Source organism: Caballeronia sp. LP006 (genome assembly GCF_031450995.1).
Lineage (GTDB): Bacteria > Pseudomonadota > Gammaproteobacteria > Burkholderiales > Burkholderiaceae > Caballeronia.
This window is the reverse complement of sequence record NZ_JARTVW010000003.1, coordinates 295,154-321,730: the sequence shown is the minus strand read 5'-3', so window position 1 is coordinate 321,730 and position 26,577 is coordinate 295,154. Positions and strand designations below refer to the sequence as shown.

Annotated in this window: 18 protein-coding genes; 11 read left to right on the top strand and 7 right to left on the bottom strand. The window is 62.7% G+C overall.

Annotated elements, in window-relative coordinates; all coding sequences use genetic code 11:
- Positions 1-413 precede the first annotated feature (413 nt).
- The 3 genes from P9250_RS06155 (at position 414) to P9250_RS06145 (ending at position 4,894) form a co-directional block, all read left to right on the top strand.
- Positions 414-605 (top strand): hypothetical protein, encoded by a 192-nt coding sequence (locus P9250_RS06155; protein ID WP_250469211.1) that lies wholly within the window; start codon positions 414-416, stop codon positions 603-605.
- A 282-nt stretch (positions 606-887) separates the two neighbouring features.
- Positions 888-2,489: a histidine kinase famiy protein gene (locus P9250_RS06150; RefSeq protein WP_310391775.1), complete on the top strand. Its 1,602-nt coding sequence runs from the start codon at positions 888-890 to the stop codon at positions 2,487-2,489.
- Positions 2,490-2,596: 107 nt separating this feature from the next.
- A complete protein-coding gene (locus P9250_RS06145) occupies positions 2,597-4,894 on the top strand; it encodes an FdhF/YdeP family oxidoreductase (protein ID WP_310391773.1) in 2,298 nt (765 codons plus the stop codon).
- On the opposite strand, the gene recD is transcribed toward P9250_RS06145, so the two are convergent.
- From recD to recC, 3 genes are read right to left on the bottom strand one after another with little or no spacing between them, the layout of a single operon-like run.
- Positions 4,891-7,008 (bottom strand): exodeoxyribonuclease V subunit alpha, encoded by a 2,118-nt coding sequence (recD, locus tag P9250_RS06140; RefSeq protein ID WP_310391771.1) that lies wholly within the window; start codon positions 7,006-7,008, stop codon positions 4,891-4,893. The genes P9250_RS06145 and recD overlap by 4 nt on opposite strands.
- Entirely contained in the window at positions 7,005-10,727 is a 3,723-nt protein-coding gene (gene recB / locus P9250_RS06135; protein WP_310391769.1) for an exodeoxyribonuclease V subunit beta, read from the bottom strand. The genes recD and recB overlap by 4 nt, the downstream gene beginning before the upstream one ends.
- Entirely contained in the window at positions 10,724-14,284 is a 3,561-nt protein-coding gene (gene recC, locus P9250_RS06130; protein WP_310391766.1) for an exodeoxyribonuclease V subunit gamma, read from the bottom strand. Before recC ends, recB begins: the two co-directional genes overlap by 4 nt.
- A 183-nt stretch (positions 14,285-14,467) precedes the next feature.
- Between recC and P9250_RS06125 the strand changes: the two genes are divergently transcribed.
- The 4 genes from P9250_RS06125 to P9250_RS06110 all read left to right on the top strand — a co-directional run bounded on the left by P9250_RS06125 (position 14,468) and on the right by P9250_RS06110 (position 18,264).
- A complete protein-coding gene (locus P9250_RS06125) occupies positions 14,468-15,094 on the top strand; it encodes a glutathione S-transferase family protein (protein ID WP_309846850.1) in 627 nt (208 codons plus the stop codon).
- A 27-nt stretch (positions 15,095-15,121) separates the two neighbouring features.
- The gene (locus P9250_RS06120) at positions 15,122-15,754 is read left to right on the top strand and encodes a glutathione S-transferase family protein (protein WP_250469204.1); all 633 of its coding nucleotides are present in this window, start codon (positions 15,122-15,124) and stop codon (positions 15,752-15,754) included.
- Between the two features lie 64 nt (positions 15,755-15,818).
- Complete coding sequence (locus P9250_RS06115; protein ID WP_310391764.1) at positions 15,819-17,462, top strand: acyl-CoA synthetase; 1,644 nt, start codon at positions 15,819-15,821, stop codon at positions 17,460-17,462.
- Between the two features lie 13 nt (positions 17,463-17,475).
- Positions 17,476-18,264, top strand: a complete 789-nt coding sequence (locus P9250_RS06110) for an enoyl-CoA hydratase (RefSeq protein WP_310391761.1) — start codon at positions 17,476-17,478, stop codon at positions 18,262-18,264.
- 3 nt (positions 18,265-18,267) lie between these two features.
- On the opposite strand, the gene P9250_RS06105 is transcribed toward P9250_RS06110, so the two are convergent.
- The gene (locus tag P9250_RS06105) at positions 18,268-18,657 is read right to left on the bottom strand and encodes a DUF779 domain-containing protein (RefSeq protein WP_244830944.1); all 390 of its coding nucleotides are present in this window, start codon (positions 18,655-18,657) and stop codon (positions 18,268-18,270) included.
- Positions 18,658-18,725: 68 nt separating this feature from the next.
- The gene (adh, locus tag P9250_RS06100) at positions 18,726-20,246 is read right to left on the bottom strand and encodes an aldehyde dehydrogenase (RefSeq protein WP_310391759.1); all 1,521 of its coding nucleotides are present in this window, start codon (positions 20,244-20,246) and stop codon (positions 18,726-18,728) included.
- A 383-nt stretch (positions 20,247-20,629) separates the two neighbouring features.
- Here adh and P9250_RS06095 point away from each other — a divergent pair, with 383 nt between their 5' ends.
- From P9250_RS06095 to P9250_RS06085, 3 genes are all read left to right on the top strand, one after another.
- The gene (locus P9250_RS06095) at positions 20,630-22,018 is read left to right on the top strand and encodes an OFA family MFS transporter (protein ID WP_310391757.1); all 1,389 of its coding nucleotides are present in this window, start codon (positions 20,630-20,632) and stop codon (positions 22,016-22,018) included.
- A 13-nt stretch (positions 22,019-22,031) separates the two neighbouring features.
- On the top strand, positions 22,032-22,160 hold the full coding sequence (locus P9250_RS06090; protein WP_244830947.1) for an oxalate:formate antiporter: 129 nt from the start codon (positions 22,032-22,034) through the stop codon (positions 22,158-22,160).
- Between the two features lie 461 nt (positions 22,161-22,621).
- Positions 22,622-22,927, top strand: coding sequence for a high-potential iron-sulfur protein (locus P9250_RS06085; protein WP_310391755.1), 306 nt, complete (start codon positions 22,622-22,624; stop codon positions 22,925-22,927).
- Between the two features lie 13 nt (positions 22,928-22,940).
- Here P9250_RS06085 and P9250_RS06080 read toward each other — a convergent pair whose 3' ends face one another.
- Together P9250_RS06080 and P9250_RS06075 are read right to left on the bottom strand one after the other, a co-directional pair.
- On the bottom strand, positions 22,941-23,441 hold the full coding sequence (locus P9250_RS06080) for a DUF4019 domain-containing protein (RefSeq protein ID WP_250469199.1): 501 nt from the start codon (positions 23,439-23,441) through the stop codon (positions 22,941-22,943).
- A 154-nt stretch (positions 23,442-23,595) separates the two neighbouring features.
- Positions 23,596-24,219: a hypothetical protein gene (locus tag P9250_RS06075; RefSeq protein ID WP_310391752.1), complete on the bottom strand. Its 624-nt coding sequence runs from the start codon at positions 24,217-24,219 to the stop codon at positions 23,596-23,598.
- Positions 24,220-24,619: 400 nt separating this feature from the next.
- Between P9250_RS06075 and P9250_RS06070 the strand changes: the two genes are divergently transcribed.
- Positions 24,620-25,936 (top strand): MFS transporter, encoded by a 1,317-nt coding sequence (locus P9250_RS06070; RefSeq protein WP_244830951.1) that lies wholly within the window; start codon positions 24,620-24,622, stop codon positions 25,934-25,936.
- Positions 25,937-26,577: the final 641 nt, after the last annotated feature.

The window sequence follows — 26,577 nt, the reverse complement described above, 5'->3', positions numbered from 1 at the left end:
TTGCCAGTTCCAAACGCCTTCCCAGGCAACCATCTTCCGTCTACCGATACTTCCTGTGCGCGTCTCCACGGGTGCTGTCGCAGTCCGTGCTGGCAATCGAACGAACCTCCCCCGCTCGTCTACCGCTTGGCCTGCAAGCCACGCAAGCCCTACCGCAAGTCCTACGCGTTCCCCATCGAAACCGCCTTTTTTGACATTCGGAACGATTCATGCTGATTGTTAAGGATCACCGAGGGTCGTGGTCAGGGGATGTCTCCTGACGCGGTGATTTCGCCGGGCAGAGAGTCGACAGACCCGCCATTGCGCGCCGCCCGTGGCAGGCCCGTCGCGGGTGCTTTTTGGCTTTTGCCGAATACCTCGGGCGCCTTGCCATTGCGCTTGAAACAGACCTTCAACTGGAATCAAGGGACGACATGAACTACAAACCCATGCCTTCGGGCAATGCAGAGCAGCACCCCGCCGATAAAACCGATTCGCTGACTGACGACGAAGTCCAGGAAAAACTGGATAACGGCGACAGTGAGAAGATCGACTCGGTGCTCGACGATCTGGATGTCACGGACAGCCCGGAGGACAAGGATCAGGCAGACAAGCCGGCTATCTAAAATACGACGTGGTAGAGCACGAGAGGCGCGCATTGAAACGCGGGCGCTCGATGTCGCGAATCGCGCGGCGCTTGAGCGTTGCCGAGGGTAAAGCACGGACCAAGCCGAAAATCGAGCGCAAACCGCTTGGCGGCAGCTTTGTCTTCGTGGCGGTGAGGCTTCGATGGCGTATCGAACCATCATTCGCCCCCGGTGCTCAACCAGCTCGTGCAAATAATCCCTCGCAGCCGGCGCAGAGCGCGCAAACTGCGTGTCTGCGGAAACGTTCTGCGAGCAGCGATCATGCACTCACCCATACATGGCCCACGACCTTTCGTCGAACAAAACCGGGGACTCGACCCGCGCCGGGACGATCTGTTCTTCGCGGCCGCCACCACCACGCGCACGCCCATGCTGGTGGCGGACGCACGCCTTCCCGACTACCCTATCATTTTTGCCAACGATGCCTTTCGCAAGCTCACGGGTTACACCGACGCCGAGATCTACGGCCGCAATTGCAGGTTTCTACAAGGTCCGGACACCGACCTGACGGCGCTTGCCGATCTCCGCGTCGCGCTGAAGGAAGGCAGAGAGTTTGCCGCCGAAGTCCTGAATTATCGAAAGGACAAGACGACATTCTGGAACGAGCTTTTCATTGCGCCCATCTTCACCGAAGAGAACGAACTCGTGTACTTCTTCGCGTCCCAGGTCGATGTGAGCCGCAGGCACGAGGCCGAAGAAGGTCTGCATCAGGCGCGGAAAATGGAAGCGCTCGGTCAACTGGCCGGCGGCGTGGCGCACGATTTCAATAACCTGCTGCAAGTCATGGTCGGTTATGTCGATCTGCTCGACCTCAGCGTCAAGACCGATGCACGCGACGAAACCATCCTGAAGAACATCGCCAAGATTCGCGGCGCGGTCAAAACGGCGTCGTCGCTCACGCAGCAAATGCTGTTGTTCGCGCGCAAGCAGGTGCTGGTCGGGCGCACGGTGAACCTGAACGGCATCTGCGACGACTTGCTGGAACTCGCGCGTCACACGCTCGGCGACACCATTTCAATCCGCACGGAATTTGCCAGTGACTTGCGCAATTGCCAACTGGACGTCGGGCAACTCGAAATGGCCATGCTCAATATCATCCTGAATGCGCGCGACGCATTGAGCGGCCAAACCGACGCGCAAGTGCTCCTGCGCACGGATAACTTCGAACTGACGAAGGCCAATTCAACAGGCCTCGTCGATCTACCCGAAGGACGCTACGTCACACTATCCATCACCGACAACGGCACAGGCATGACGCCGGAAGTCGCCGGCAAGGTGCTGACGCCGTTCTTTACCACCAAGGGCCGTGGCAAGGGCACGGGGCTTGGCTTGAGCATGGTGGCTTCGTTCGCGCGTCAGACAGGCGGCGCGCTCACCATATCGTCCGACTACGGCGTCGGCTCGACGCTCACGTTCTATTTCCCCTCGGTGGATGTGGCCGAGGAGGCGTCGCAAGACACCTCGCACGTGATCAGCCAAAGGGGAACCGAGAAAGTGCTGATCGTGGATGACCGGCGCGACGTGGGCGAAGTCGCGCAAGCCATGCTCGACGAAATGGGCTATTCGACGAAGCTCGCGCTCAACGCAGCGGACGCGCTGGCCATTCTCGCATCCGACGAAGCATTCGATTTGCTCTTCACGGACTTCGTGATGCCGGGTGCGTTGACCGGCGCGGGACTCGCGCGCGAAGCCAAGCGTCTGAAGCCCGAACTGCGTGTACTGGTGGCGACGGGCTACGCCGAAACCATCGAGGATATCGCCGATGCAAATGGCGTGCGCTTCAAGGTCATCCACAAGCCTTATCGTCAGGCCGATCTTGCACGCGAAGTACGCCTGGTGCTGGACGACCCGCGCTGGCGATAACGTCGCCGTGCCTATCCGCTAAAACCGTTCGATCCTGCACGACCTCCCCCGCTTCAGATGCGACGCTCACGTCATGGCAGCAACGCTATCAACGTCCGGGAGTCGTCATGGCAGATCATCGGAAAGTGCAAGGCATCGAGCTCTACGACAGCCCGGCAGGCGGCTGGGGGGCGCTCAACGCCACCGCGCGCGCCGTGCGGCAGCAAATGGACGCCTTCAAGGCGCCGCTCACGCTCTTGCGCACCAATCAGCCCGACGGCTTCGACTGCCCCGGCTGCGCGTGGCCGGATAAGGAGCATCGCTCGACATTCCAGTTCTGCGAGAACGGCGCCAAGGCCGTGACTTGGGAAGCCACCAAGAAGCGCGTCCCGCCTGAACTCTTCGCCAGACACACCGTCACGTCTTTGCTCGAATGGTCCGACTACGACCTCGAAAACGAAGGCCGCCTGACGCATCCGATGGCCTACAACAAGACCACGGACAAATACGAGGCCATCGAATGGGACGCCGCGTTCAAGCGCATCGGCGAAGTCATGCGTTCGCTCGCCTCGCCGGATGAAGCCGAGTTCTACACGTCGGGGCGCGCATCGAACGAAGCCGCCTTCCTGTACCAGCTTTTCGCACGCGAATACGGCAGCAACAACTTCCCCGACTGCTCGAACATGTGCCACGAAGCGACGAGCGTCGGCTTGCCGCAATCGATCGGCATCGGCAAGGGAACGGTCTCGCTCGAAGACTTCGATCATTGCGAACTGCTCATCGCGATGGGACACAATCCCGGCACGAACCATCCTCGCATGATGGGTACGCTGTGGGAAATGGCGCGGCGCGGCGTGCCCATCATCGTGTTCAATCCGTTGCGCGAGCGCGCGCTGGAACGTTTCGCCGATCCCCAAGACGCCGTCGAAATGGCCACCATGCGTTCGACGGACATCGCCTCTTCGTACTATCAGGTGAAAGTGGGCGGAGATGCGGCGGCGCTCAAGGGCATTCAGAAGGCAATCATCGCGCTCGACGACGCCGTCGATGCCGATGGCACCGTCATCGACCATGAGTTCATCCGAGGCCACACGAACGGCTACGAAGCCTTCGTCGCCGATCTGCACGCCACCGAATGGGCCGATATCGAGAAAGCCAGCGGCCTCTCGCGCGACGAACTCGAACTCGTCGCGCGCGCCTACGTGAAGTCGAACGCGACCATCGTCACGTATGGCATGGGAATTACGCAGCACAGCAAGGGCACGGCCAACGTGCATCAGATCGCCAATCTGCTGTTCATGCGCGGCAACTTCGGCAAGCCGGGCGCGGGCATCTGTCCGTTGCGCGGACATTCGAACGTGCAGGGCAATCGCACGGTCGGCATCACCGAAAAGCCGCCCGCCGACATGCTCACGCGCATGGAAGCGACTTACGGCTTCGTGCCGCCCAAGGCGCATGGGCACGACGCCGTGCGCGCCATTCAGGCCATTCTCGATGGCAAATCTAAGGCGCTGTTTTGTCTGGGCGGCAATTTCTCGGTCGCCCTGCCCGACTCGACCAAATGCTTCGCCGCCATGCGCAAGCTCGATCTTGCCGTGCACATCAACACCAAGCTCAATCGCAATCACCTTCTCACGGGCAAGGAATCGTTCATCTTCCCTTGTCTCGGGCGCACGGAGATGGACGAGCAGGCGAGCGGCGCGCAAGCCGTGACCGTCGAGGATTCGATGTCGATGGTGCATGCCTCGCGCGGCAAGCTGCCGCCCGCGTCGCCTTCGTTGCGCTCGGAGCCTGCGATCATCGCGGGCATTGCGCAGGCGACGCTCTTGCATAGCAAAGTGCGCTGGCTCGACATGATTGCCGACTACGACCGCATCCGCGATGGCATCGAAGCCGTATTCCCAGGCTTCGAGCGCTTCAACGAGCGGATTCGCATACCGGGCGGTTTCCGCCTGCCCTTGCCGCCGACCGAACGCGTGTGGACGACGCCATCGGGCAAAGCGGAGTTCATCACGTTTGGCGGACTGAACGAAGAGAACGCGCTCGAAGCCGACGACGTGCTCAAGCTCACGACCTTGCGCAGCCACGACCAATACAACACGACGATCTACGGACTCGACGACCGCTATCGCGGCGTGTTCGGCCGTCGCGATGTGATCTTCATGAACGAAGCGGACATGGCCGTGCAGCAACTCGAACATGGAGATGTCGTCGATGTCGAAACGGCCCTGCCTGGCCATGCCAACGATGGCACGCAGAAGCTCGCGGGCTTCACGGTCATCGCGTACAAGATCGCTCGCGGCTCCATCGGGGCTTATTATCCCGAGGCGAACGTGCTGGTGCCGCTCGACTACATCGACAAGGAAAGCGGCACACCATCGTACAAGTCGGTGCCTGTGCGCATAGCGAAAGCAGCGGCCGCCTAATCCGATGCCTGCGTCCCGAAGCCCGCCGACAAGCCGCTCGCCCGCAGCACGCGCGCCTGCACCGCGCGCTCGACGACACTCTTGCCGCCCGCGCTCGCGATCGTGAGAAAACGCCGCGCCCGAGTAATGCCGGTATAGACCAGCTCGCGCGTCAGCACGGGGCTCAAGCGCTCGGGCAGCACGAGCGCCGCATGCGTGAACTCGGAGCCTTGCGACTTGTGCACCGTGAGCGCGAAGACGGTCTCCACGGCTTGCAGACGGCTTGGCAGCACCCAGCGAATGCGTTCGCTGCCATCGCCCGCGGCGAAGGCTACGCGCAGGCTCCAGGTGCCATCGTGCACCGGCAAGGCGAGCGTGATGCCGATATCGCCGTTCATGAGCCCAAGCTCGTAATCGTTGCGCGTCACGAGCACCGGGCGGCCGAGATACCACTCCGCGTTCGCGGCAATCAATCCTTCCTCGTGGAGCATGCGTGCAATGCGCTTGTTCAGCCCTTCCACGCCCCACGCGCCGCGACGCAGCGCGCACAGCAACTGAAATGCGTCGTGAGCGTGAAGCACCGCGCGCGCCCACGTGTCGAAGGCGGCGGCGGCGGCGTCGTGGGCGGGCTGCCGCTCGCGCATCGTTTGCAGATAATGCCGATAACCCTGACGCTCCGATACTTCGCTGGCGTGCCCCACCGTGCCTTCCACGGCGAGCGCCTTCAGCACCGCGTCGCTATCCGGCGGACATTCGACGAAGGCGAGATCGTCGTGGCCATGCGACCAGACTTTCTGGACTTCGAGCGCATCGCCCTTGTTGACCGCATCGGCGAGTTGCCCGATACCGCTCGCCGCCGAGAAGCGATGACTCACCCGCAGCATCGCGATGGACTGGTCGAGCGCGCTGCCGTTCGCATCGATGTATTCGCCGTCTAAATGCTCGCCCGTCGCCGCTTCGATCCACGCTTGCGTTGCGGGCGTGTAATGCGCCTTCGATGCGCGTCTGCACAATTCGCCGAGTACCGCGCCCGCTTCGACGGACGCAAGCTGGTCCTTGTCGCCGAGCAGGATCAGGCGCGCGTCCGGCGGCAGCGCGGCGAGCACGGCGTTCATCATCTCCAGATCGACCATGGAGGCTTCGTCGATCACGAGGACATCGAGCGACAGCAAATTCTCCGCATGATGCCGAAAGCGCCGCGAATCCGGCACCGTTCCGAGCAAGCGATGCAACGTGGTCACGGCGACGGGAATCGCCGCGCGGATGTCGGCGCCGTTCGCGAAGGCATCGAGCGGCAGTCGCGCGACCGCGCCCGCGATCGATTCGTTCAGACGCGCGGCGGCCTTCCCCGTTGGTGCGGCGAGGCGAATGCGCAACGCGCGCGCGTCGCCGCCCGTGGCAAGCGCCTGTGCCTGCAATAACGCCAGTAGCTTGACGACGGTCGTGGTCTTGCCCGTGCCCGGCCCGCCCGTCACGATGCTGAAGGCGCTTTTGGCGGCGAGCGCGCAGGCGATCTTCTGCCAGTCGGTCGCCGCCGATGCGGAGGAAAACAGCGTGTCGAGCGCGGCGCGCAACGCGGCTGCATCGGGCGCGTTCGCGGAGGCATCGAGCCGTTTCCGAATGGCGCGGCACACGTCCTGTTCGTAGCGCCAGTAGCGCCGCAGATAAAGCCGCGTGCCGGTGAACACGAGCGGCGTCGCACCCGCGCCATGGCCGACGAGCGCGGCATGCGTCAGCGCTTCCTGCCAGCGCGCGAGTGTCACGCCTTCGAGCACTTTGGATGGCAGCAGGTCTTTTTCCTCGTCGTCGCTCGCGTCCGGGTCGAGATGGCCATCGGGCGGCAACGAGAGCACGAAGCCGGGATCGGCCAGCGTCGCGACGAGATCGAGGCAGGCGTGTCCGCGTCCGAGTTGATGGCTCGCCAAAGCCGCCGCGAGGATCAGCAGACCGTGCGCGTCGGCGGCTTCGCGGGCGAGGAAACGGGCGAATGCGGCATCGACTTCACGCAGCCATCCACGCTTTACCCAGGCATCGAGCAGATGCGCGGTGTCTTCGGTCGTATCGAAGACGGATTGCGTGGGTTCGCTTTCTTCGAAGGAAAATTCGGCTTGCGTGCCGGACGGCAAAAGGCTCATTCCCACTCCGTTTCTGCGATGACAGCGCGGGCCTCGCCCATGAACAACGCGTCGAGTTGCTCGATCAGCGCGCGTGGCGGACGTTCGGCGTAAAGACCTTGAGTCGGGGCGTCGAGGCCGCGCACGAAGAGATAAACCGCGCCGCCGATATGCTCGTCGTAGTCGTAATCCGGCTGACGCGCCTTGAGCAGCCGATGCAACGCAAGCGTGTAAAGCACGAACTGCAGGTCGTACCGCGAGCGCAGCATCTGCGCGCGAATGCGCTCGGTCGTGTAGGCCGAATCGTCCGAACCGAGCCAGTTCGACTTATAGTCCGCCACGTAATAGCGCCCTTCGTGCTCGAACACGAGGTCCATGAAGCCCTTCAGCATGCCGTTGAGTTGCGCGTGTTCGAGCGTGGGCCGCGCGGCGCCGCCGGCCGTATGCGCGCACACGAGCCGGTCGACGGCGGTCGTGTCGACGTGCCGCGCCTCGAACCAGAACTCCATTTCGGCGAGCGACGTGTCGAGGTCCGCCAGCGCAATGGCAGTCGCCCGCATGCCGTGCGCGGCTTTCACGACAAAACGCGTCGATACGATCTTCAGAATCCACGCGGTAAGCGGCGCGATCCAGCGCTCCCAGCCACGCACGACGCAGCGCCGCGCGACGAGTTCGCGTAACGCGGCGGGGTCGTCGGCGGTGTGTTGGAAGCCTTGTTGCGCGGCCCATTCCAGCAAGTCGTGCAAGAAGCTGCCTTGCTCCGAGCCACGCGGAAAGTCATGTAGCGTGCGTCCGGACGATGACACCGCGCGCGGTGCATCGGCGTCTTCTTCCTGCGACGCTTCGCTTTGCGCATCGCGCGTTTCGATAAAGACGTCTTCGACCGGCGTATCCGGCGCGGCATGCGTGCCGCCCGACGTCTTGAGACTCGAATAGCTCGCTATCCACCAGGCTTCGCGCACCACGCGCACCGACTTGCGGGCGTCGCTGGCGAGCGCGGTTTCGGCACGCGCGGCAAGGCGCTCGGCGCGAGCCTCGGGCGCGGGCAAAACCGCGATATTCGCCGATGCCCCGAACACATCGCTCAGCCGGTCGAATAATTCGGCCGGGACGACAGGCTCCCGCCCGCCCGTCAAATAACCGATGGCGCTGCGTTCGAGCGCTTCGAGCGGCGCCATGCCGATCCACGTCGCATAGCGCGCGCGCGTCAGCGCCACGTAGAACTTGCGCAGATCTTCCCCGAGGCGTTCGTCGTCGGCCTTGACGAGGATGTCTTCGTCGCCGTCGAGCGTAACGTTGAGCTCGCCGGTTTCATCGTGCCATTTCAAGGGCAGATCCTTCGGCGTCACCGCACGATGCGCGCACGCAAAAGGCAGAAACACGAGCGGATACTCCAGCCCCTTCGACTTGTGGATGGTCACCACCTTGACGAGATCGCCGTCGCTTTCCAGACGCATCTGGCGGGCATCGCCGCCGCTGCCTTCGAGCGCCGCCTCGTGTTCTTCCACCAGATGCCGGATCAACCCGTGCTCGCCTTCGATCAGCACGCTTGCCTGTTGCAGCAGTTCGGCCAGATGCAGCAGGTCGGTCAGCACGCGCTCGCCGTTGCCGGCTTGCAGTTCGAAAAGACGCGCGGGCACGTCGAAGTCGTTGAGAAGGCGCCGCAGCATCGGCAAGACGCCCTGACGCCGCCAGCTTTCGCGATAGCCGCGAAATTGCAGCACGCACGCTTCCCATTGCGTTTCGTTGCTGAAGAGCGCGTCGAGTTCGCCGAAGTCGAGTCCGAGCGTCGGCGTGGAAAGCGCGGCGCGCACGAGCCGTCCGTCTTCCGGTTCCGCGCAGGCGGCAAGCCAATGCACGAGTTCGCCCGCCTGGTCACTCGCGAATACCGAGTCCTTGTCCGACAGATACACCGAACGCACGCCGCGCGCGCGCAACTCCCGCCGGATGGCTTCGGCTTCGGTGCGGTTGTTGACGAGCACGGCGAGATCGGCGGGAGAGAGCGAACGGCGGCCACGCGATCCCTCGAAGCCCGCTTCGCCGCGCTGCCCAAGGTTGAGCAAACGCACGATTTCGCTTGCGCAGCCCGGCGCCATCCGCTGAATGTAGGCGGTCTTGCTCGTCGGCTTGCCGTCGTCGCTGGGCGGCAGGCACCAGACGGTGAGCGCGCGTGGCGTTTCGCCATCGATGACGAACGCATCGTCGCGGCCTTGCGCGCTCACGTTGATGAACGGCACCGGGTTGTCGTCGCCGCTGCGAAACAGGAACGCGCCTTCGCCATCCGCGCGCGCTTCGGCCATGTCGAAGCAATGGTTGGCGGCATCGACCATGGCGGCCGTCGAGCGGAAGTTCTTCGCGAGCGTAAAGAGTTGCGTGCCCGGCGCGCGGCGCGCGGCGAGATACGTGTAGATGTCCGCGCCGCGAAAAGCGTAGATGGCCTGCTTCGGGTCGCCGATCATGATGAGCGCCTGTCCCGCGTCTTGCGCGTGATAGACGGCATCGAAGATACGGTACTGGACGGGATCGGTATCCTGGAACTCGTCGATCAGCGCGACCGGAAACTGATGACGAATGACTTCGGCTAGACGCGCGCCGTTCGCGCCATGCAACGCGGCATCGAGCCGCGCGAGCAGATCGTCGAAGCCCATTTGCGCGCGCCGTGCCTGTTCGCCCTCAAAGCGTTCCGCGACCCAACGCGCCGCGTGCGTGAGAATCTCGGTGCGGCTCGCTTCGAGTGCGATGAGATCGGCCTGCAAGGTCAGCATGGCTTCGAAGGCTTCATGCGACGGCGGCTCGCCTTCGCAATGCTCCGCGAGCGCGGTGGGCGTCAGCCGCGACCACGCGGTGCTCGTCAGATCGGGCATGAGCGCGTGCGGGTCGTGCGCCCATTCGACGAGCGTCCTGAGCCAGCGGTCGCAATCGCTTTTGCCGTAACTGCGCGGCTTGAACCGCTTGGCAAGCCGCGCCTGATCGATCAACTCGCCCATGATCTCGGGCCACGTCTTCCACGGCTCCTTGATCTGCGCGAGACGCAAGGCGCGTGCATCGAGCACATCGGCGGGAGCTTGCGCATCGGGCAAACGCTCGGCTAGGTCGATGAGATTGCGCAGCGTCTTTTGCAACTCGCGCGGACCGGATACCCACGTGGCCACCGTTTCCGCGCGGCGTTCGTCGAGCGGCGCTAAAAACGTGCGCCAGTAATCTCGTACGACTTGCGCCAGCAGATCGCTTTGATCGGTTTCGAGCGTCTGGTCGAAGAGGCTGTCGCTATCGAACGCATGCTCGCGCAGCATGCGGTTGCACCACGCGTGAATGGTCGACACCGCCGCCTCGTCCATCCATTCGGCCGCGAGTTGGAGCCGGCGCGCGCAGGCAGGCCACGCTTCGGGCTCGTATTCTTCGCGCAATGCGTGCAGCAGGTCTTCGTCGCCAGGGTCGAGCGCTTCGATCTCGTTTGCTTCTTGCTGGAAGTAGCGCGCCGCTTCGGTCAGCCGCGCGCGGATACGGTCGCGCAGTTCCTTGGTCGCGGCATCGGTGAAGGTGACGACGAGGATCTCGGGCGGCGTGAGCGGGCGCGCCGCGTCGTTGCCGGGATCGTGGCCGAGCACGAGCCGCACATACAGCATGGCGATGGTGAAAGTCTTGCCCGTGCCCGCGCTCGCCTCGATCAGACTGCGCCCCGCAAGCGGAAAACGCAGTGGATCGAGCGGCTGGACGGTCTGCGAATCGAATGCGTTCATGCCTTGGCAGCCTTCTCTTTCTTGACCACGGTGGAGACGAGCGGGTCGAGCAGATGCTCCGCCAGTTCCACGAATTCGCCGCTTGCCGCGAGCGCGGCGAAGTGGGGATACGCACGCAGCAGCGAGGCATTTTTCTGCACTTCGCCCTTGTTGTAGTCGTCGCCTTCGTACTTGCGGCGCGCGGCGCCGTGCGCTTCGGCGGGCTCGATGCGATGTTTGAAAAGCCACTCGAGCGCGGATTCCAGCGCGAACGGCAGCGGCCGCGTCATGCCGCGCTCCCAGACCTGCAGAAGCGTGGTCATATGCCGCCGCGCCACGCTCGCTTCGAGCGGCGCGAATTCGACGACGCCCTTCTTGCTGACGATCACGGTCGTTACCTCGCGTCCGTCGAGATTCGCCGCGAGGTGTTCCACCCATGCGCCCGTGAGCCTTGCATACCGATACGCCTTGCCCGAAACGAGTTCGCGCGTTTCCATGATGAGGCGTGCCTCGCGGCCATCGGCGTCGGCGCGCCAGTTGCCGAGCCAATCCGCGAGCGCGAGCGTCTGCGTCGCGCCTTCGATCGTGAAGCGCACTTCGCGATCGCGCTCCATAGCCACCGGCCAGCGCTCGACCTCCTTGCGCCACGCTTCGAAGAGCTTGTCCATCGGTTCGAGCAGCTTGCCGCTCGCGATGTCGCCGAAGCCGCCCGTCGCCAGGTCGCCACGGCGGCGGATCATCGCCATGCGGGTTTCGCGGGCTTCTTCCAGCGCGCCTTCTTGCAACGCGCCCGTTTCGTTCAATATCGATGCCTGCGCGCGGATCAGTTCGTCCTGAAGCTTCCAGATGGCGAGCGCATCGAGCTCGAAAGGCTCGTCGTCCTCGCTCGCCATCTGCTCCACTTCGAACGACACGCGCAGACGTTGCCGGAAGAACTGGCGCACCGGATTCTTCAGAAAGTCGGCGAGTTCGCGCAGCGTGAGCGGCTCTTCGCGCACGAGCGGCGCGAGCGTTGCAAGCGGCGTGTCATCGGATTGGGCGTGCCCCGGTCGGCTCGACGCCCGCCATTCGGCCGCATAGGTAAAGAGCGGCGATGCCTCGTCGTCCGCGTTGAAGTAATCCGCGCTGAACGGTTGCAGGCGATGCTCCACGGTCAGCGCATTCACGAGCGATGCGTCTTCGTCGAAGAGACGCCAGCCTTGCGCCAGATGATCGCGCAGTTGCCCGATCAGCACCGAGGGCGGCCGCTCGCTGTTGTCGTTGATGCTGCGCCCGACCCACGAAACATACAGATGGTCGCGCGCCGACAACACCGCTTCGAGCAGCAGATAACGGTCGTCCTCGCGACGCGAGCGGTCGCCCGGCCGGTAGTAGCCGCGCATCAGGTCGAAGTCCATCGGCACGCGCGCGCGCGGATAGTCGCCGTCGTTCATGCCGAGCAGGCAGACGTGACGGAACGGAATGGCGCGCATCGGCATGAGGGTCGCGAAGGTCACCGCACCCGCGAAGAAGCGCTGCGACAGCGCGCCCTGGTCGAGTTGCGAAAGCCAGTAGTCGCCGACGACGGAAAGCGGCAATTCATCGTCGAGGCCCGCTTCGTTGCAGGTGTCGAGCCAGTCCTGCAGCACGTTGTCGAGACGCGCGAACGTGTAGGCGTCTTCGGCGTCGTCGCTCTCGAAGAACGCGACGCGCAGCGCGCGCAGGCGTTCACACCAGACAGGCACGGTGGCCGGCTCGCGCAGACTGCGCCAGGTGTGATCGAGCGCATCCAGAAGGCGCACGAGCGGCCCGAGCAACGCGGCATCAAGGCCGCCGACTTCGCCGAACGGTTCGATGTCGTTCCACGCTTGCGCATCGCTACCGACGGCGTAGCCGAGCAGCATGCGGCGCAACCCGAACGCCCACGTATGCGGCGCGGCGCTTGCCTGATCGCGCGGCAAGCCGAGACTCGCGCGCTGTTCGGCATGCAGACCCCAGCGCACGTTGGCGCCGCGAATCCACGAACGCAGACGCGGCAAATCGCTTTCCTCCATGCCGAACCGGCGGCGCAACGCGGGCACGTCGAGCAGATCGAGCAGATCGCTCACCGCGAAGCGCGATTGCGGCAGGCCGAGCAACGCCTCGAGCGCGCCGAGCAGCGGATCGGCGGCGCGCTGTCCGCGATCGGCCACGCTGAATGGAATGTAGCGCGGATCGCTGCGCTCGAAGAGACCGAATACCGCCTGAATATGCGGCGCGTAGGTTTCGATATCCGGCACCATCACGATGATGTCGCGCGGCCTCAATTGCGGGTCCGCATTGAACGCGGCGAGCAACTGATCGTGCAGGATCTCGACCTCGCGCTGCGGGCTATGCGCGATATGAAAGCGTATCGACGTATCGAACCCCGGGTCTACTTCGGGCCAGTGGTCGCGGCTTTCCCGCACCGGCCGAAGGTCGCGGATATCGTCCTGCAACTGCTGCAGCATGGTGTCGGCTTCGCGCTCTTCGAAGAGATCGATACGCTGCCCGATACTCGCGAATTGCGGGCTATAGCTCTCGCGCGCCTCGGCGCTGTCGAATTCGTCCAGCAAGCCGATGAAGTCGCGTCCCTGCTTGCCCCACGACGCAAGCAGCGGATGCGCATGCAGATGCAACTGTTCCGGCTGCAATTCGGCGGGCGCGCCTTCGCGACGCGTCTGCCGCGCGTGCGAGGCGCGCAGCAACTCCTTGTCGGGCACGATGTCGGCCCAGTAATGCGCGCACGGATTCGGCACGCACATGAGCACCTGCGACCAGCGCGACAACGCCGCCAGCGCTTCCAAGGACTGACGCGGCAGACTCGATATGCCGAACACCACGATGCGGCGCGGCAAGCCCGCCGGCCGCTTGCCTTCCGGCCAGCTCGCTGCGCGCTGCATGAAGGCCTCGTGGACCGCCGCGCGGCCGCCGAGCGACGAGATTTCGTTGGGATTGTCGTGCGGGCTCTGTTCGACATCGGCCAGCAGCGCGCGCCAGAGCGCCGCCTGCCAACGCTGTTCGGCGGGTAGCGCATGCGCCTGCCCGCGCGCGTCGATCACGACATCCTCGCCCGAGGCCCACTTCGCGAGCCAGTCCGCGCGATACATCTGATACTGATCGAACAGATCGGCAATGCGCTCGGCCAGTTGAAAGCGCTTGCGGCGATCGTCGTCATGACGGATGAAGCGCCGCAGCGGTTCGAATTCCTCGCGCCCGACGAGCGCGGGCACCACGCGCATGAGCCGCCAGACGACGCGCGCCTTGTCGAACGGCGAGACTTCCGCGACCGCGTCCGCGCCCAGCACCGCGCGATACGCTTGCCAAATGAAGCGCGAAGGCAGGCTGATATCGAGCGCGGCGGCGATACCGCAACCGCCCTCGCCGCTCGCGGCATCGACATGCGCGGCGAGCGCCAGCTTGAGCCACTGCGCGATACCGTTGCTTTGCACGAGGATGATCTCGTTTTCCAACGGGGCGAGCGGATAGCGCTTCATCCACTCGACGAGCAGATCGCGCAGCCGCTCGGAGCGGTTGCCGTGGATGAGCATGAGCCCCGGCGACAGCGAATTCGGCTTCAAAAAAGGCTCCGTGAAGAGTTCGACGGCGACAAGACATCGATTCTAAGCGACGCGGCCAGCGGCCCGCGCGCATGGGTAACCTCCAAACCGTCGTCACGCGGCTTGCGCCCGCACAGCGCGGGCGCGTCGCTTAACCGTTATGCTTGCAAAAAAGAACGCTGTGACAACGGAGGACGACATCTCATGCTGACAATCTGGGGCCGGGCCAACTCGGTCAATGTACACAAAGTGCTCTGGTGCTGCGACGAACTCGGGCTCGCTTACGAGCGCATCGACGCGGGGCTGCAATTCGGGCGCAACAACGAACCCGACTATCTCGCGATGAATCCGACCGGCCGCGTCCCCACGCTCGTCGACGACGACTTCGTGTTGTGGGAATCGAATTCCATCATTCGCTATCTCGCGATGCAGTACGGGCAGAATCAGGCGCTCTATCCGGCGGACCCGAAGGTGCGAGCGAGCGTGGACCGCTGGCTGGACTGGGCGCTTTCCACGCTGCAACCCGCCGAGCGGCCCGTGTTCTGGGGCTATGTGCGTACGCCCGCAGCCGAGCGCGACCCCGCCCAACTCGATACCGCCGCGCGCGAAGTCGAGAAACTCTGGCGCATGGTCGACGCGCATCTCGAAGGGCGCGAGTATTTCGAAGGCAGTACCTTCACACTCGCGGATATCGTCATCGCGGCGTATGCGCGGCGCTGGTTCGGAATCGCGGAACTTGCGCGTCCGACGCTGCCGGAGCTCGAACGCTGGTATGGACAACAGGCTTCGCGCGACGGCTTCCGGCGCCATGTCTCGGCGCCGCTGACCTAAACTTCCACCCGGCATTGAAGCATTGACATGACTATCGAACTGCATACCTGGAATACGCCCAACGGACGCAAGATCAGCGTCGCGCTGGAAGAAATGCAACTGCCCTACTCCGTGAAAACGGTGAACATCTCGAAGGGCGAGCAACACGCGCCGGCTTTTTTGCGCATCAGCCCGAACAACCGGATTCCGGCGATTATCGATCCCGACGGCCCGGACGGACAGCCGATCAGCGTGTTCGAATCGGGCGCGATTCTGCTTTATCTCGGCGAGAAGACGGGCCGGTTCTTGCCCGCGAGTCTGCGCGATCGCGTGCCGGTGCTCGAATGGCTCATGTGGCAAATGGGCGGCTTTGGACCCATGCCGGGACAAGTGCATCATTTTCGCGCCGTGGAAGCGGAAGCCGACCGGCGCTATGGCCTCAAACGCTATTCGGACGAAACGCGCCGGCTCTACGGCGTGCTCGACAGGCGGCTCGCGCAAGTAGAATTCGTCGCGGGCGCGTTGTCGGTGGCGGATTTCGCCATTCTTGGCTGGGCGTGGCGGCACGAGCGTCATCAGGTTTCCCTCGACGACTATCCGAACGTCAAGCGCTGGTACGACACGCTATTCGCGCGCGAAGGCGTGAAGCGCGGCTTCGAGATCAAGCTCGACGACAATTAAGGCACATGTAATATTGGGAGCCTCGAGCAGAATAAAACAGCACGCCGCCACGGAGGAGACGACCATGACAGCCGGCCACTACGACGAAGGGCTTCCCAAGACCGCCGCCAACTACGCGGTGCTCACGCCGCTGATGTTCATCGAGCGCGCCGCGACGGTGTATCCGACGCGGCCGGCCGTCGTGCATGGCGACGTGCGCCGCAACTGGAGCGAGACTTACGCGCGCACGCGGCGGCTTGCATCGGCGCTGAGTTCGCGTGGCATCGGCTTGGGCGATACGGTCGCCGCCATGCTGCCGAACACGCCCGAAATGGTCGAAGCGCACTTTGGCGTGCCAATGACGGGCGCCGTGCTCAACACGCTGAACACGCGGCTCGATGCAGCGACGCTTGCCTTCATGCTCACGCATGGCGAGGCAAAAGCAGTGATCGTCGATCGCGAGTTTTCCGGCGTGATGCGCGAGGCGCTGAAGAGCGTGCCGCAACCCGTGCTCGTCATCGACGTGAACGATCCGCAGTACACCGGCGCGGGAGAAAGCATCGGCGAGATCGATTACGAAAGCCTGCTGGCAAGCGGCGACCCCGCCTGCGAATGGTCGCCGCCATCGGACGAATGGAACGCCATCTGCCTGAATTACACCTCGGGCACGACGGGCAATCCGAAGGGTGTGGTCTATCACCATCGCGGCGCCTACACCAACGCGCTCAGCAATATCCTCGAATGGGACATGCCGAAGCACGCGGTGTACTTGTGGACGCTGCCCATGTTCCATTGCAACGGCTGGTGTTTTCCGTGGACGGTCGCGGCGCGCGCGGGCGTGAACGTGTGTCTGCGCCGTATCGATGCAAAGACAGTCTTCGATCTGATTCGCCGCGAAGGCGTCACGCATTATTGCGGCGCGCCGATCGTGCAGAACTTGCTCGTGAATGCGCCCGACGAACTGAAGACGGGCATCGCGCACAGGGTCCACGCCATGGTCGCGGGGGCCGCGCCGCCCGCCGCGATGCTCGAAGGCATGGAGCGCCTGGGCTTCGAACTCACGCATGTCTACGGGCTCACCGAAGTCTACGGTCCCGCGACCGTCTGCGCGCGGCAGGCTGAGTGGAGCGAACTCGACATCGGCGAGCGTGCGCGGCTCAATGCACGGCAAGGCGTGCGCTACCACTTGCAGGATGCGGTGAGCGTGCGCGACTCCCTCACCATGGAGCCCGTTCCCGCGGATGGCGAGACCATCGGCGAGATCATGTTTCGCGGCAACATCGCGATGAAGGGTTATCTGAAGAACGTGCCCGCCACCGAGGAAGCGTTTCGCGGCGGCTGGTTCCATACGGGCGATCTGGCGGTCGCTTATCCGGATGGCTACGTGCGTATCAAGGACCGCAGCAAGGACATCATCATCTCCGGCGGCGAGAACATATCGAGCATCGAAGTGGAAGACGTGTTGTACCGGCATCCGGCGGTGCTGGCGGTCGCCGTCGTTGCGAAGCCCGATGCGCGCTGGGGTGAAACGCCTTGCGCGTTCGTCGAATTGAAGGCGGGCGCCGAGGTCGGCGCGGAAGAACTGATCGCGCATTGCAGGACGCATCTGGCGGCCTTCAAGGTGCCGCGCGCCATCGAATTCTGCGAGTTGCCGAAGACATCGACCGGCAAGATACAGAAGTTCGAGTTGCGCAAGCGCGCGGGCTCGGTTGCGGCAATCGACGTTTGATGGAGACAACGCGATGAACGAAGCGCTCGTGACGTCCGAACCCGATGCCTACGGCGTCGAAGGCGCGGTCAGGCTCACGCTGAACCGGCCCGAAGCGTTCAACGCGCTTTCCGAAGCCATGCTCGATGCACTCGAACGCGCGTTGCAGGACATCGCGCGATCGCAGGCGCGCGTGGTCGTGCTGGGCGGCGCAGGCCGTGCGTTCTGCGCCGGGCACGACTTGAAGGAGATGCGCGCGGCGCCGTCGCTCGATTACTACCGAGCGCTCTTCGAGCGCTGCTCGCGCATGATGCTGACCATTCAGCAAATGCCGCAGCCGGTAATCGCGCGCGTGCACGGCATTGCAACGGCGGCGGGTTGTCAGCTCGTTGCAATGTGCGATCTCGCGGTGGCATCGGGCGAGGCGCGCTTCGCGGTATCGGGCGTGAATCTCGGGCTATTCTGCGCGACGCCGAGCGTGGCGTTGTCGCGCAACGTGTCGCGCAAGGAAGCGTTCGAAATGCTCGTGACGGGCGATTTCATCGACGCGCACACGGCTCTGGAACGCGGGCTCGTGAATCGGGTTGCCTCACCGGATGTGCTCGACGAAGCGGTAGGCGCGCTTGTAAAGAGCATCGCGACGAAGCCACGCGCGGCGGTTGCGGCGGGCAAGCGGCTGTTTTACCGGCAGATCGAGACGGGTATCGAAGACGCGTACGCGCTTGCATCCGAGACGATGGCCTGCAACATGATGGACGGCGACGCGCTCGAAGGCACGCAGGCGTTTATCGAAAAACGTCCGGCGCGTTGGAGCAACGAGTAATGCTCAGCCCGCGTGCTCCACGGGATGCTGTTCGAGCCACGCGTTTTCCGCATCGTCGTAAAGCCGGGAGCGCGTGAGAAAGCGCAGACCCGAAGGCCGTTCCAGCGAAAACATGCCGCCGTTGCCCGGCACGCAATCGATGATCAACTGGGTGTGCTGCCAGTACTCGAACTGCGATTCGCTCATGTAGAACGGCACGCCGCCAATCTCGCCGAGCTTTACGTCCGAGCCGCCGACCATGAACTCGTTGGTGGGAAAGCACATCGGTGCGCTGCCGTCGCAGCATCCGCCGGACTGATGAAACAGAATCTCGCCGTGTTCCGCCTTGAGCTTGCCGATCAGTTCGATGGCCGCGGGCGTCGCGATCACGCGCTCTATTACCTGTTCGCTCATGATGTCCCCGTTATTTGTTCGAAGCGGAACCGCCGCGTGAGCGGCGGCTCCGTTTTACAGCCGATGGATCAGAAGAAGCCGAGCGGCTTGTCGCTATAGCTGACGAGCAGGTTCTTCGTCTGCTGATAGTGATCGAGCATCATCTTGTGATTCTCGCGTCCGATACCCGATTGCTTGTAGCCGCCGAACGCCGCGTGCGCCGGATACGCGTGATAGCAGTTGGTCCACACGCGTCCCGCCTGAATGCCACGGCCAAAGCGATACGCACGCGTGCCATCGCGCGTCCACACGCCCGCGCCGAGACCGTACAGCGTGTCGTTGGCGATTTCGAGCGCTTCCTCTTCGTTCTTGAAAGTCGTCACCGAGACCACCGGCCCGAAGATTTCCTCCTGGAAGATGCGCATCTTGTTGTGACCACGGAACACGGTCGGCTTGATGTAGTAGCCTTTTTCGAGCTCGCCGCCCAGCGCGTTACGCTCGCCGCCAGTCAGGCATTCGGCGCCTTCCTGCTTGCCCAGATTGATATACGACAGAATCTTTTCGAGCTGTTCCTGCGATGCCTGCGCGCCGATCATCGTCTTGCTGTCGAGCGGATGGCCTTGCGTGATGGCTTCCACGCGCTTGAGGGCACGTTCGATGAAGCGGTCGTAGATCGATTCCTCGATCAACACGCGCGACGGGCACGTACACACTTCGCCCTGATTTAGCGCGAACATGGCGAAGCCTTCGAGCGCCTTGTCAAAGAAACTGTCGTCGGCGTTGAGGACATCGGCGAAGAAAATGTTCGGGCTCTTGCCGCCCAGTTCCAGCGTCACCGGAATCAGATTCTGACTCGCGTATTGCATGATGAGCCGGCCCGTGGTCGTCTCGCCCGTGAACGCAATCTTCGAGATGCGCTTGTTCGATGCGAGCGGCTTGCCCGCTTCCAGCCCGAAGCCGTTCACCACGTTGACGATGCCCGGCGGCAGCAGGTCTTCGATCAGTTCGAGCAGAACGAGGATAGATGCCGGCGTCTGCTCGGCGGGCTTGAGCACGACGCAATTGCCCGCTGCGAGCGCGGGAGCGAGCTTCCACACCGCCATCAGAATGGGGAAGTTCCACGGAATGATCTGCCCGACCACGCCTAGCGGCTCGTGGAAGTGATAGGCGACTGTGTCGTCGTCGATCTGCGAGATCGAGCCTTCCTGCGCGCGCACGGCGCTCGCGAAATAGCGGAAGTGATCGATGGCGAGCGGGATGTCGGCCGCCATGGTCTCACGCAACGGCTTGCCGTTATCGATGCTTTCCGCCACCGCGATACGCTGTAGATTCGCTTCCATGCGATCCGCGATCTTCAGGAGCAGGTTCGCGCGCTCGGTCGCCGAAGTCTTGCCCCATGCGGTCTTGGCGGCATGGGCAGCGTCGAGAGCTGCTTCGATATCGGCTTCGCGCGATCGGGGAATCGAGGTGAAGGCCTCACCCGTGATCGGCGAAATATTGTCGAAATACTCTCCCCCCGCGGGCGGCGTCCACTTGCCGCCGATGAAGTTTCCATACTGCTTCTTGTACGGGTAATCGGTACTCAGGAACTGCATCTCCGCATGGTTCATCTGTGTGCTCCTCGCATGTCGACATGGTTGGCCGGCGCAATGTCGATAGCTGTCGCCGGCGGCTTACATCTGCGAGTTCCGTGCCATTCGGGGTATACGCCTAACGACGCTTATGGCGCTTGATGAAGCGCGTGGCGGGTCGCGTGGCGCGTTGTCCATTTTCGGAACACTTGTTGTGCCCTGTAGCGATGCGGCACAGCCCGAGTCAGGACAAACGCTTATGGCACGGGGATTCATATTGCCAAGCGCATCGCTCTTGTCTAACGTCACGTCCATCCTTACTGAATGTTTCCATAAGGCTTGGAGCACATTTTGCGTGGGGTGAATTCAAGTAAAAGCAGAAGCGCGTACATGGCTTATCGATACGCGCAAAGGAGACCACAATGAACAGTACGATCAATCCAGGGCCTGCGCCGCACGGCCCACATGGTTTTTTTTCGAAGGAAGCGACCATCGCGCGGCCCGGCTTCTCACGCTGGATGGTGCCGCCCGCCGCGCTCGCGGTCCACTTGTGTATTGGCCAGGCTTACGCGTTCTCGGTGTTCAACGCGCCGCTCACGCGTGTGATCGGCATTACGCAGACCGCGCCCGATGACTGGTCGCTCACGACACTCGGCTGGATCTTTTCACTGGCCATCGTGTTCCTGGGACTGTCGGCGGCATTCGCGGGCAAGTGGCTCGAAAAGGTCGGCCCGCGCCGCACCATGTTCACAGCCGCTTGCTGCTTCGGCGGCGGCTTTCTCGTGTCGGCGCTCGGCGTGTCGCTGCATCAGATCTGGCTGCTGTATCTCGGCTATGGCGTGATCGGCGGAATCGGGCTGGGGTTGGGTTATGTATCGCCGGTATCGACGTTGATCCGCTGGTTTCCGGACCGGCGCGGCATGGCAACGGGCATGGCGATCATGGGCTTCGGCGGCGGCGCGATGATCGCGGCCCCCGGCTCGGTCGCCTTGATGAACCACTTCAAGAGCGCGACGAGCGTCGGCGTGACCGAGACCTTCGTCGTGCTCGGCGTGCTGTATTTCATCTCGATGACCATTGGCGCGCTCGCGATTCGCGTCCCGCCCGCCGACTGGAAACCGGCAGGCTGGACCCCGCCCGCGACGTCTAACAAGATGATCACGAAGAGCCACGTGCATATCGATCAAGCGCTCAAGACGCCGCAGTTTTATCTGCTGTGGCTCGTGCTGTTCCTGAACGTGATGGCGGGCATCGGCGTGCTCGGGCAGGCTTCGGTGATGATTCAGGAAAGCTTCAAGACATCGATCACGGCGGGAGCTGCGGCGGGCTTCGTCGGCTTGCTGTCGCTCTTCAACATGGGCGGGCGTTTCGTGTGGGCGTCGGCGTCGGACTGGCTCGGGCGCAAGAACACGTACTTCGTGTTCTTCGCGCTCGGCGCCGTGCTGTACTTTCTCGTGCCGCAGTTCGCGCAGTCAGGGAACATCGCGCTTTTCGTCGCGGCTTACGGCGTGATCCTGTCGATGTACGGCGGCGGATTCGCGACCATTCCGGCGTATCTGGCGGACATGTTCGGCACGGCCTTTGTCGGCGGCATTCACGGACGGCTCTTGACCGCGTGGGCGGCGGCGGGCATTGCGGGACCGGTGCTTGTCAACTACATCCGCGCGTACGAAGTGGCGCATGGTGTCGCGAAAGCAGATGCCTACACGATGACGCTGCACATCATGGCAGTGCTGCTCGTGATCGGCTTTATCTGCAACCTGCTCGTGAAGCGGGTGGATGAAAGCCATCACATGAGAACTGCTGGCTAAGAGGAGAGAGACGATGGATGATCGACAAGCAGGTGCGCCCGCGAACAAAGGCTTGATGCTCGTGTTCTGGCTGTATGTGCTGATTCCGCTCGCGTGGGGGGTGACGAACACGTTGACGCAGGCGGGGAAGTTGTTTCATTGATTGGATTGATTGAGGCGGCGCCGGACGCTTGGTTACGTCGGGCGCGTCGCCTTTTGTCGTGGCTTCGTTCCCTCAATGCCCCCGCGCCTCAAGCCGTTTCAAACCGCGCCGCGCCAGCGTGCTCATGAACAAGCTTCCGCAAACGAGTGCGGCAACGTAAAAACCGGCCATCATCCATTCAGCTTCACTCACAGTCGTTCTCCTTGCAAAAAGATCGCGGCGTTTGCAACCGCGCATTGATACGTTTGCGAACCCTTCTGGCCTGATTTACGGCACGAACGCGCAAAGGTTTAGCGTCGAGTGAATACCTGTCGTTGCGCTCGCGTTAAGAGAAAATGCAAAGAAAATGAGCCCGTGATCCGACCGGTCGTTCGAATTGCAGTCGCGTTGAAAGCTGTCTGCAACGCATTGGGCGTATCGTGCTGAAAATTCTTACGTGTGCCGCGTCCATCTCAAACAAAATGAAACTGACCCGCCGAAAATTCGTCGTGGTGAGCGCCGGAGCAAGCGCCTCTCTCTGGCTCATTCGCGCCGATGCCGCAGCCGCGCATCTAAACGAGACCGATCCCGCGGCCGCGGCAGTCGGCTACAGGGAAGACGCCGCGAAAGTGGATAGGACGAAGTACCCCAACTTCGCAGCCGAGCAGTCGTGCGGCAACTGCTCGCTCTTTCAAGGCAAATCCACCGATGCATGGGGCGGCTGCACACTCTTCGGCGACAAACTCGTGGCAGGCAAAGGCTGGTGCGCCTCCTACACGAATATGTGAGCCAGCCGCCCGGTCAACGTACCGAATACCCCGCGAAGCGCCAACTGTTGTCCGGATCGAGAATGAAAGTGACGATCTCGCGTGACGACTTCTGCGCCTGACTGAATTGCGTATCGAACGTGACGGTGATGTACGAGCCCGCAGGCATGTTGCCCGTGCCATCGAAACGAAGGTGCCTGACACCCATCGGCATACGCATGCCGGCCGCACCGAGCGCGGCGCGATCATTCGTGACCTTCTTCACGAAGTCGTCGCGCGTAATGACTTTCCGGGCCAGCGGCGAGGAAAGATCCCAGATATCGCCCGCCTTGTTTTCATCGACCATCTTCACGATAGTCGACGCCACTTGCGCGATATCCTGATCTTGCTTGTCGAGTTGCGCCTGCTGCTCGCGGGTAAGCGCGTGCGGCGCTTGAGCGGTCTGCGGTGCTTGTTGTGCCTGCTGCGCCTGGCACGCCCCGGCGAACGATATCAGCGAAACAACGAAGAGAAAAAGTTTGAAGCTTGCATTCATCGAGCGGGCCGTGGTGCGTGTTTCATGGAAGATATTGTATCGCGCGGTTTCGTCACGATAATAAGAGATACTGAGTTTCTAAATTTCAAACCCGCACGCAAACAAAAGGAGGGTGACTGAAACTCAAGTCACCCTGGATCTGCGACGACGCTGGTTACTTCACAATCTCTCCGTTGCGCGTCACGTCCACCGCGGTTGCGGCCATGTACGTGGCAAGCACGCTGTCGCCAACCTTGAGCTTGTCGAGCGAGACATCCGGCGATACCTTCATGGTCACCACCCGCTTCGGACCCGCAAGCGTGACTTCACGCGTCTGCGGATCGATCTTCTGCACCACGGCCACCACCTGCACGCCCGACGTCGATACCACCACGCCCTCCGATGCCGGCGATGTCTGGCTCGCGCTCACCCGCGAACGCACGCCTTTCGGGTCGACCTTGTCCGCGGACATCAACACCGCGCCGTGGTACTGGATGTGCAGCTCATCGCCTACCTTCAGCTTCTTCACATCCGCAATCGACGGATCGACAGCGATGACCTCTTTGTCACCTCGCGCGCCCTGAATCTCCACGCTGTTGGTATCGGCGAAAACATGTGTGATCTTGGCCGTTGCCTCGACGACAGCCGCATCGGCAATAGCCGGGCTTGCGTTCACTGCCGTAGCCGCGCCTGACTGAGCCTTGTCGTTGGCATGAGCGAAAGGCGCGCCAAGAAGAAGCGCGCTCATCGCGATGGATGTGGAAACGAGTCGAACGAAACAAGAACTGCGTTGTTGCATGCTTTGCTCCAGACAAAAATCCAGGCCACCATGACCCGAACAAAACCGTATCGTCGTTTCCGACAAAAGGCGCACGCGCTTCAATTGATCGCGCGACGTAATCGCATGCTTTGAATTTAAAGTCCTGAGGGTTGCTAAGCAAGCCGGAAACGCCTCATCTTTAAGCAGGTTTGAAACATTTGGTAGAAGTGCGTATGAAAAGAGATGGTCGATGGCTGCCGGACCGCAAACACATCACGCAAAATGAATTCGACGCGCCCCCTTCCTTTCTCAAAGCTTACGAAAACCCGTCGTAAATTATTTATTTTCTTAGTCCGTCAAGGCGTAATGTTCTGTTGTTGCAGAGGCGCGCAGGCGTTCTCCCGTGCGCACCCGAAGACCCACCATCGGAGCACACTCGATGAGTACCGCCTTTCCCGCTTCACATGCGGCCGAACAAAGCGCCACGTCCAATATGTCGGGCCGACGCGCCATCGTCGTCTCGACCATCGGCAATGCGCTCGAATGGTTCGACTTCATGGTCTACGGCTTTTTCGCCGTCATCATCGCGAAGTTGTATTTTCCGGCAACCAATCCGACCATCTCGCTGCTTGCCACTTGGGCGACGTTCGGCGTGGGTTTTCTTACGCGGCCGCTCGGCGGCATCGTGCTTGGCGCCGTCGCCGATCGCGTCGGGCGCAAGTCCGCGCTCACGCTGACCATTTCGTTGATGGCGGTCGGTATCGCGATCATCGCCTTCGCGCCGACTTATGCGGCAATCGGCGTGGCCGCGCCCCTGCTCATGCTGCTCGGCCGCCTGATACAAGGCTTTTCCGCCGGCGGCGAAGTCGGCTGCGCGACGGCGTTTCTCGTCGAATACGCGCCCTCGAACCGGCGCGGTTATTTCGGCAGTTTCCAGATGGTCGCGCAAGCGGCTGCGAGTCTGTGCGGTTCGCTCTTTGGCGCGGTGCTTACACGCACGCTTTCGCCGGAACATCTCACTAGCTGGGGTTGGCGCGTGCCGTTCGTGCTCGGACTGATGATCGTGCCCGTGGGGCTCTATTTACGCTCGAAGCTCGATGAATCGCCGGTGTTCGTCGAAAAAGCGCAAAAGAACGAGCTCTCGGCGCGGCCTATCCGCGATACCGCCACCAAGCACTGGATGCCCGTGCTCGCGGGCTTCGGGCTGACGGTTTTCGGCACCATCGGCACATACATCTTTCTGCTGTATCTGCCGACGCATGCAACGCGCGTACTGCATCTCGCGCTCACCGACGGTCTCATCAGTTCGAGCATCGGCGCGCTGGTGTATCTCGTCTGCTGCCCAATTTCCGGCAAGCTGTCCGACCGCGTGGGCCGCAAGAAGCTGATGACGGGCGCGCTCGTGCTGTCGCTCGTCACGGCGTATCCGATCTTCGCTGTGCTGACCGCGCATCCGAGCCTGCCGATGCTGATCGCCTGCCAGGCGGTGCTCATGATGTATCTCGGCATCTACCAGGGCTGCTATCCGGCGTTCATCTCGGAGTTGCTGCCATCGAGCGTGCGTTCGACGGGCATTTCGGTGAGCTACAACGTCGCGGTAATGATCTTCGGCGGCTTTGCACCCGCCATCGTGCAATGGCTGACGATGACCACCGGCGACGCGCTCTCCATCTGCTATTACGTGATGTTCGGCAGCGCGGTCGCGCTGGCGACCATCCTGCCGCTGCGCGACCGCTACAGCGACGCGCTGCGCTAAGTGCCGGTGCTTAGTGCCAAGCGCGGCCACGAACCCGACCAACGGCCGCTCATTTCGGGTATCTTCATGGCACGCCACGCGGACGCACTTGCCGGAGACGTCCACGCATGCGGATCGCAGCCAGACCGGCGCGCGCCTCAAGCCGCTCAAGGCCGCGCGAGGCTAGTAAAGCCGCTTAAGTCAGGCTTAAGAATGCGCCCCTAAGCTCTAATCTGACCGATCCACCCCTCCTTCTGGCCGCGTAAGCGGCCAATTTTTTTGGACCGACGCAATGCAATTGTTCGTGCGCCTGCTCGTGATCGTCGTACTGCTGGTTGTGTTTTGCACGGCCGGCGCATTCGGCCTCTCCGTGATCGCGCGTATCTTCATGCCTCATTGAAGCCGGCGCGCATCGAATCGGGCAATTCGATTCGAGCCAGTTCATCGCGTTTCGCTGTCGCCGACGCCAGCCAGCGCCGGGCCTCTCGCAGAATCGTTCAACCGAATAGCACGCGTGTGCCTTCGGGCACGCTTCGTGCGGCCAACGCTTTCGAAACTCAAGCGCGGCCGGCCTTCACGTACTCCTTCTGTAATGACCGGACCGCTGCCTATACTGGCTGAGTGTCGTCCTGGCGTCATCGTTCCTGCTTCGCCGCTCGCGT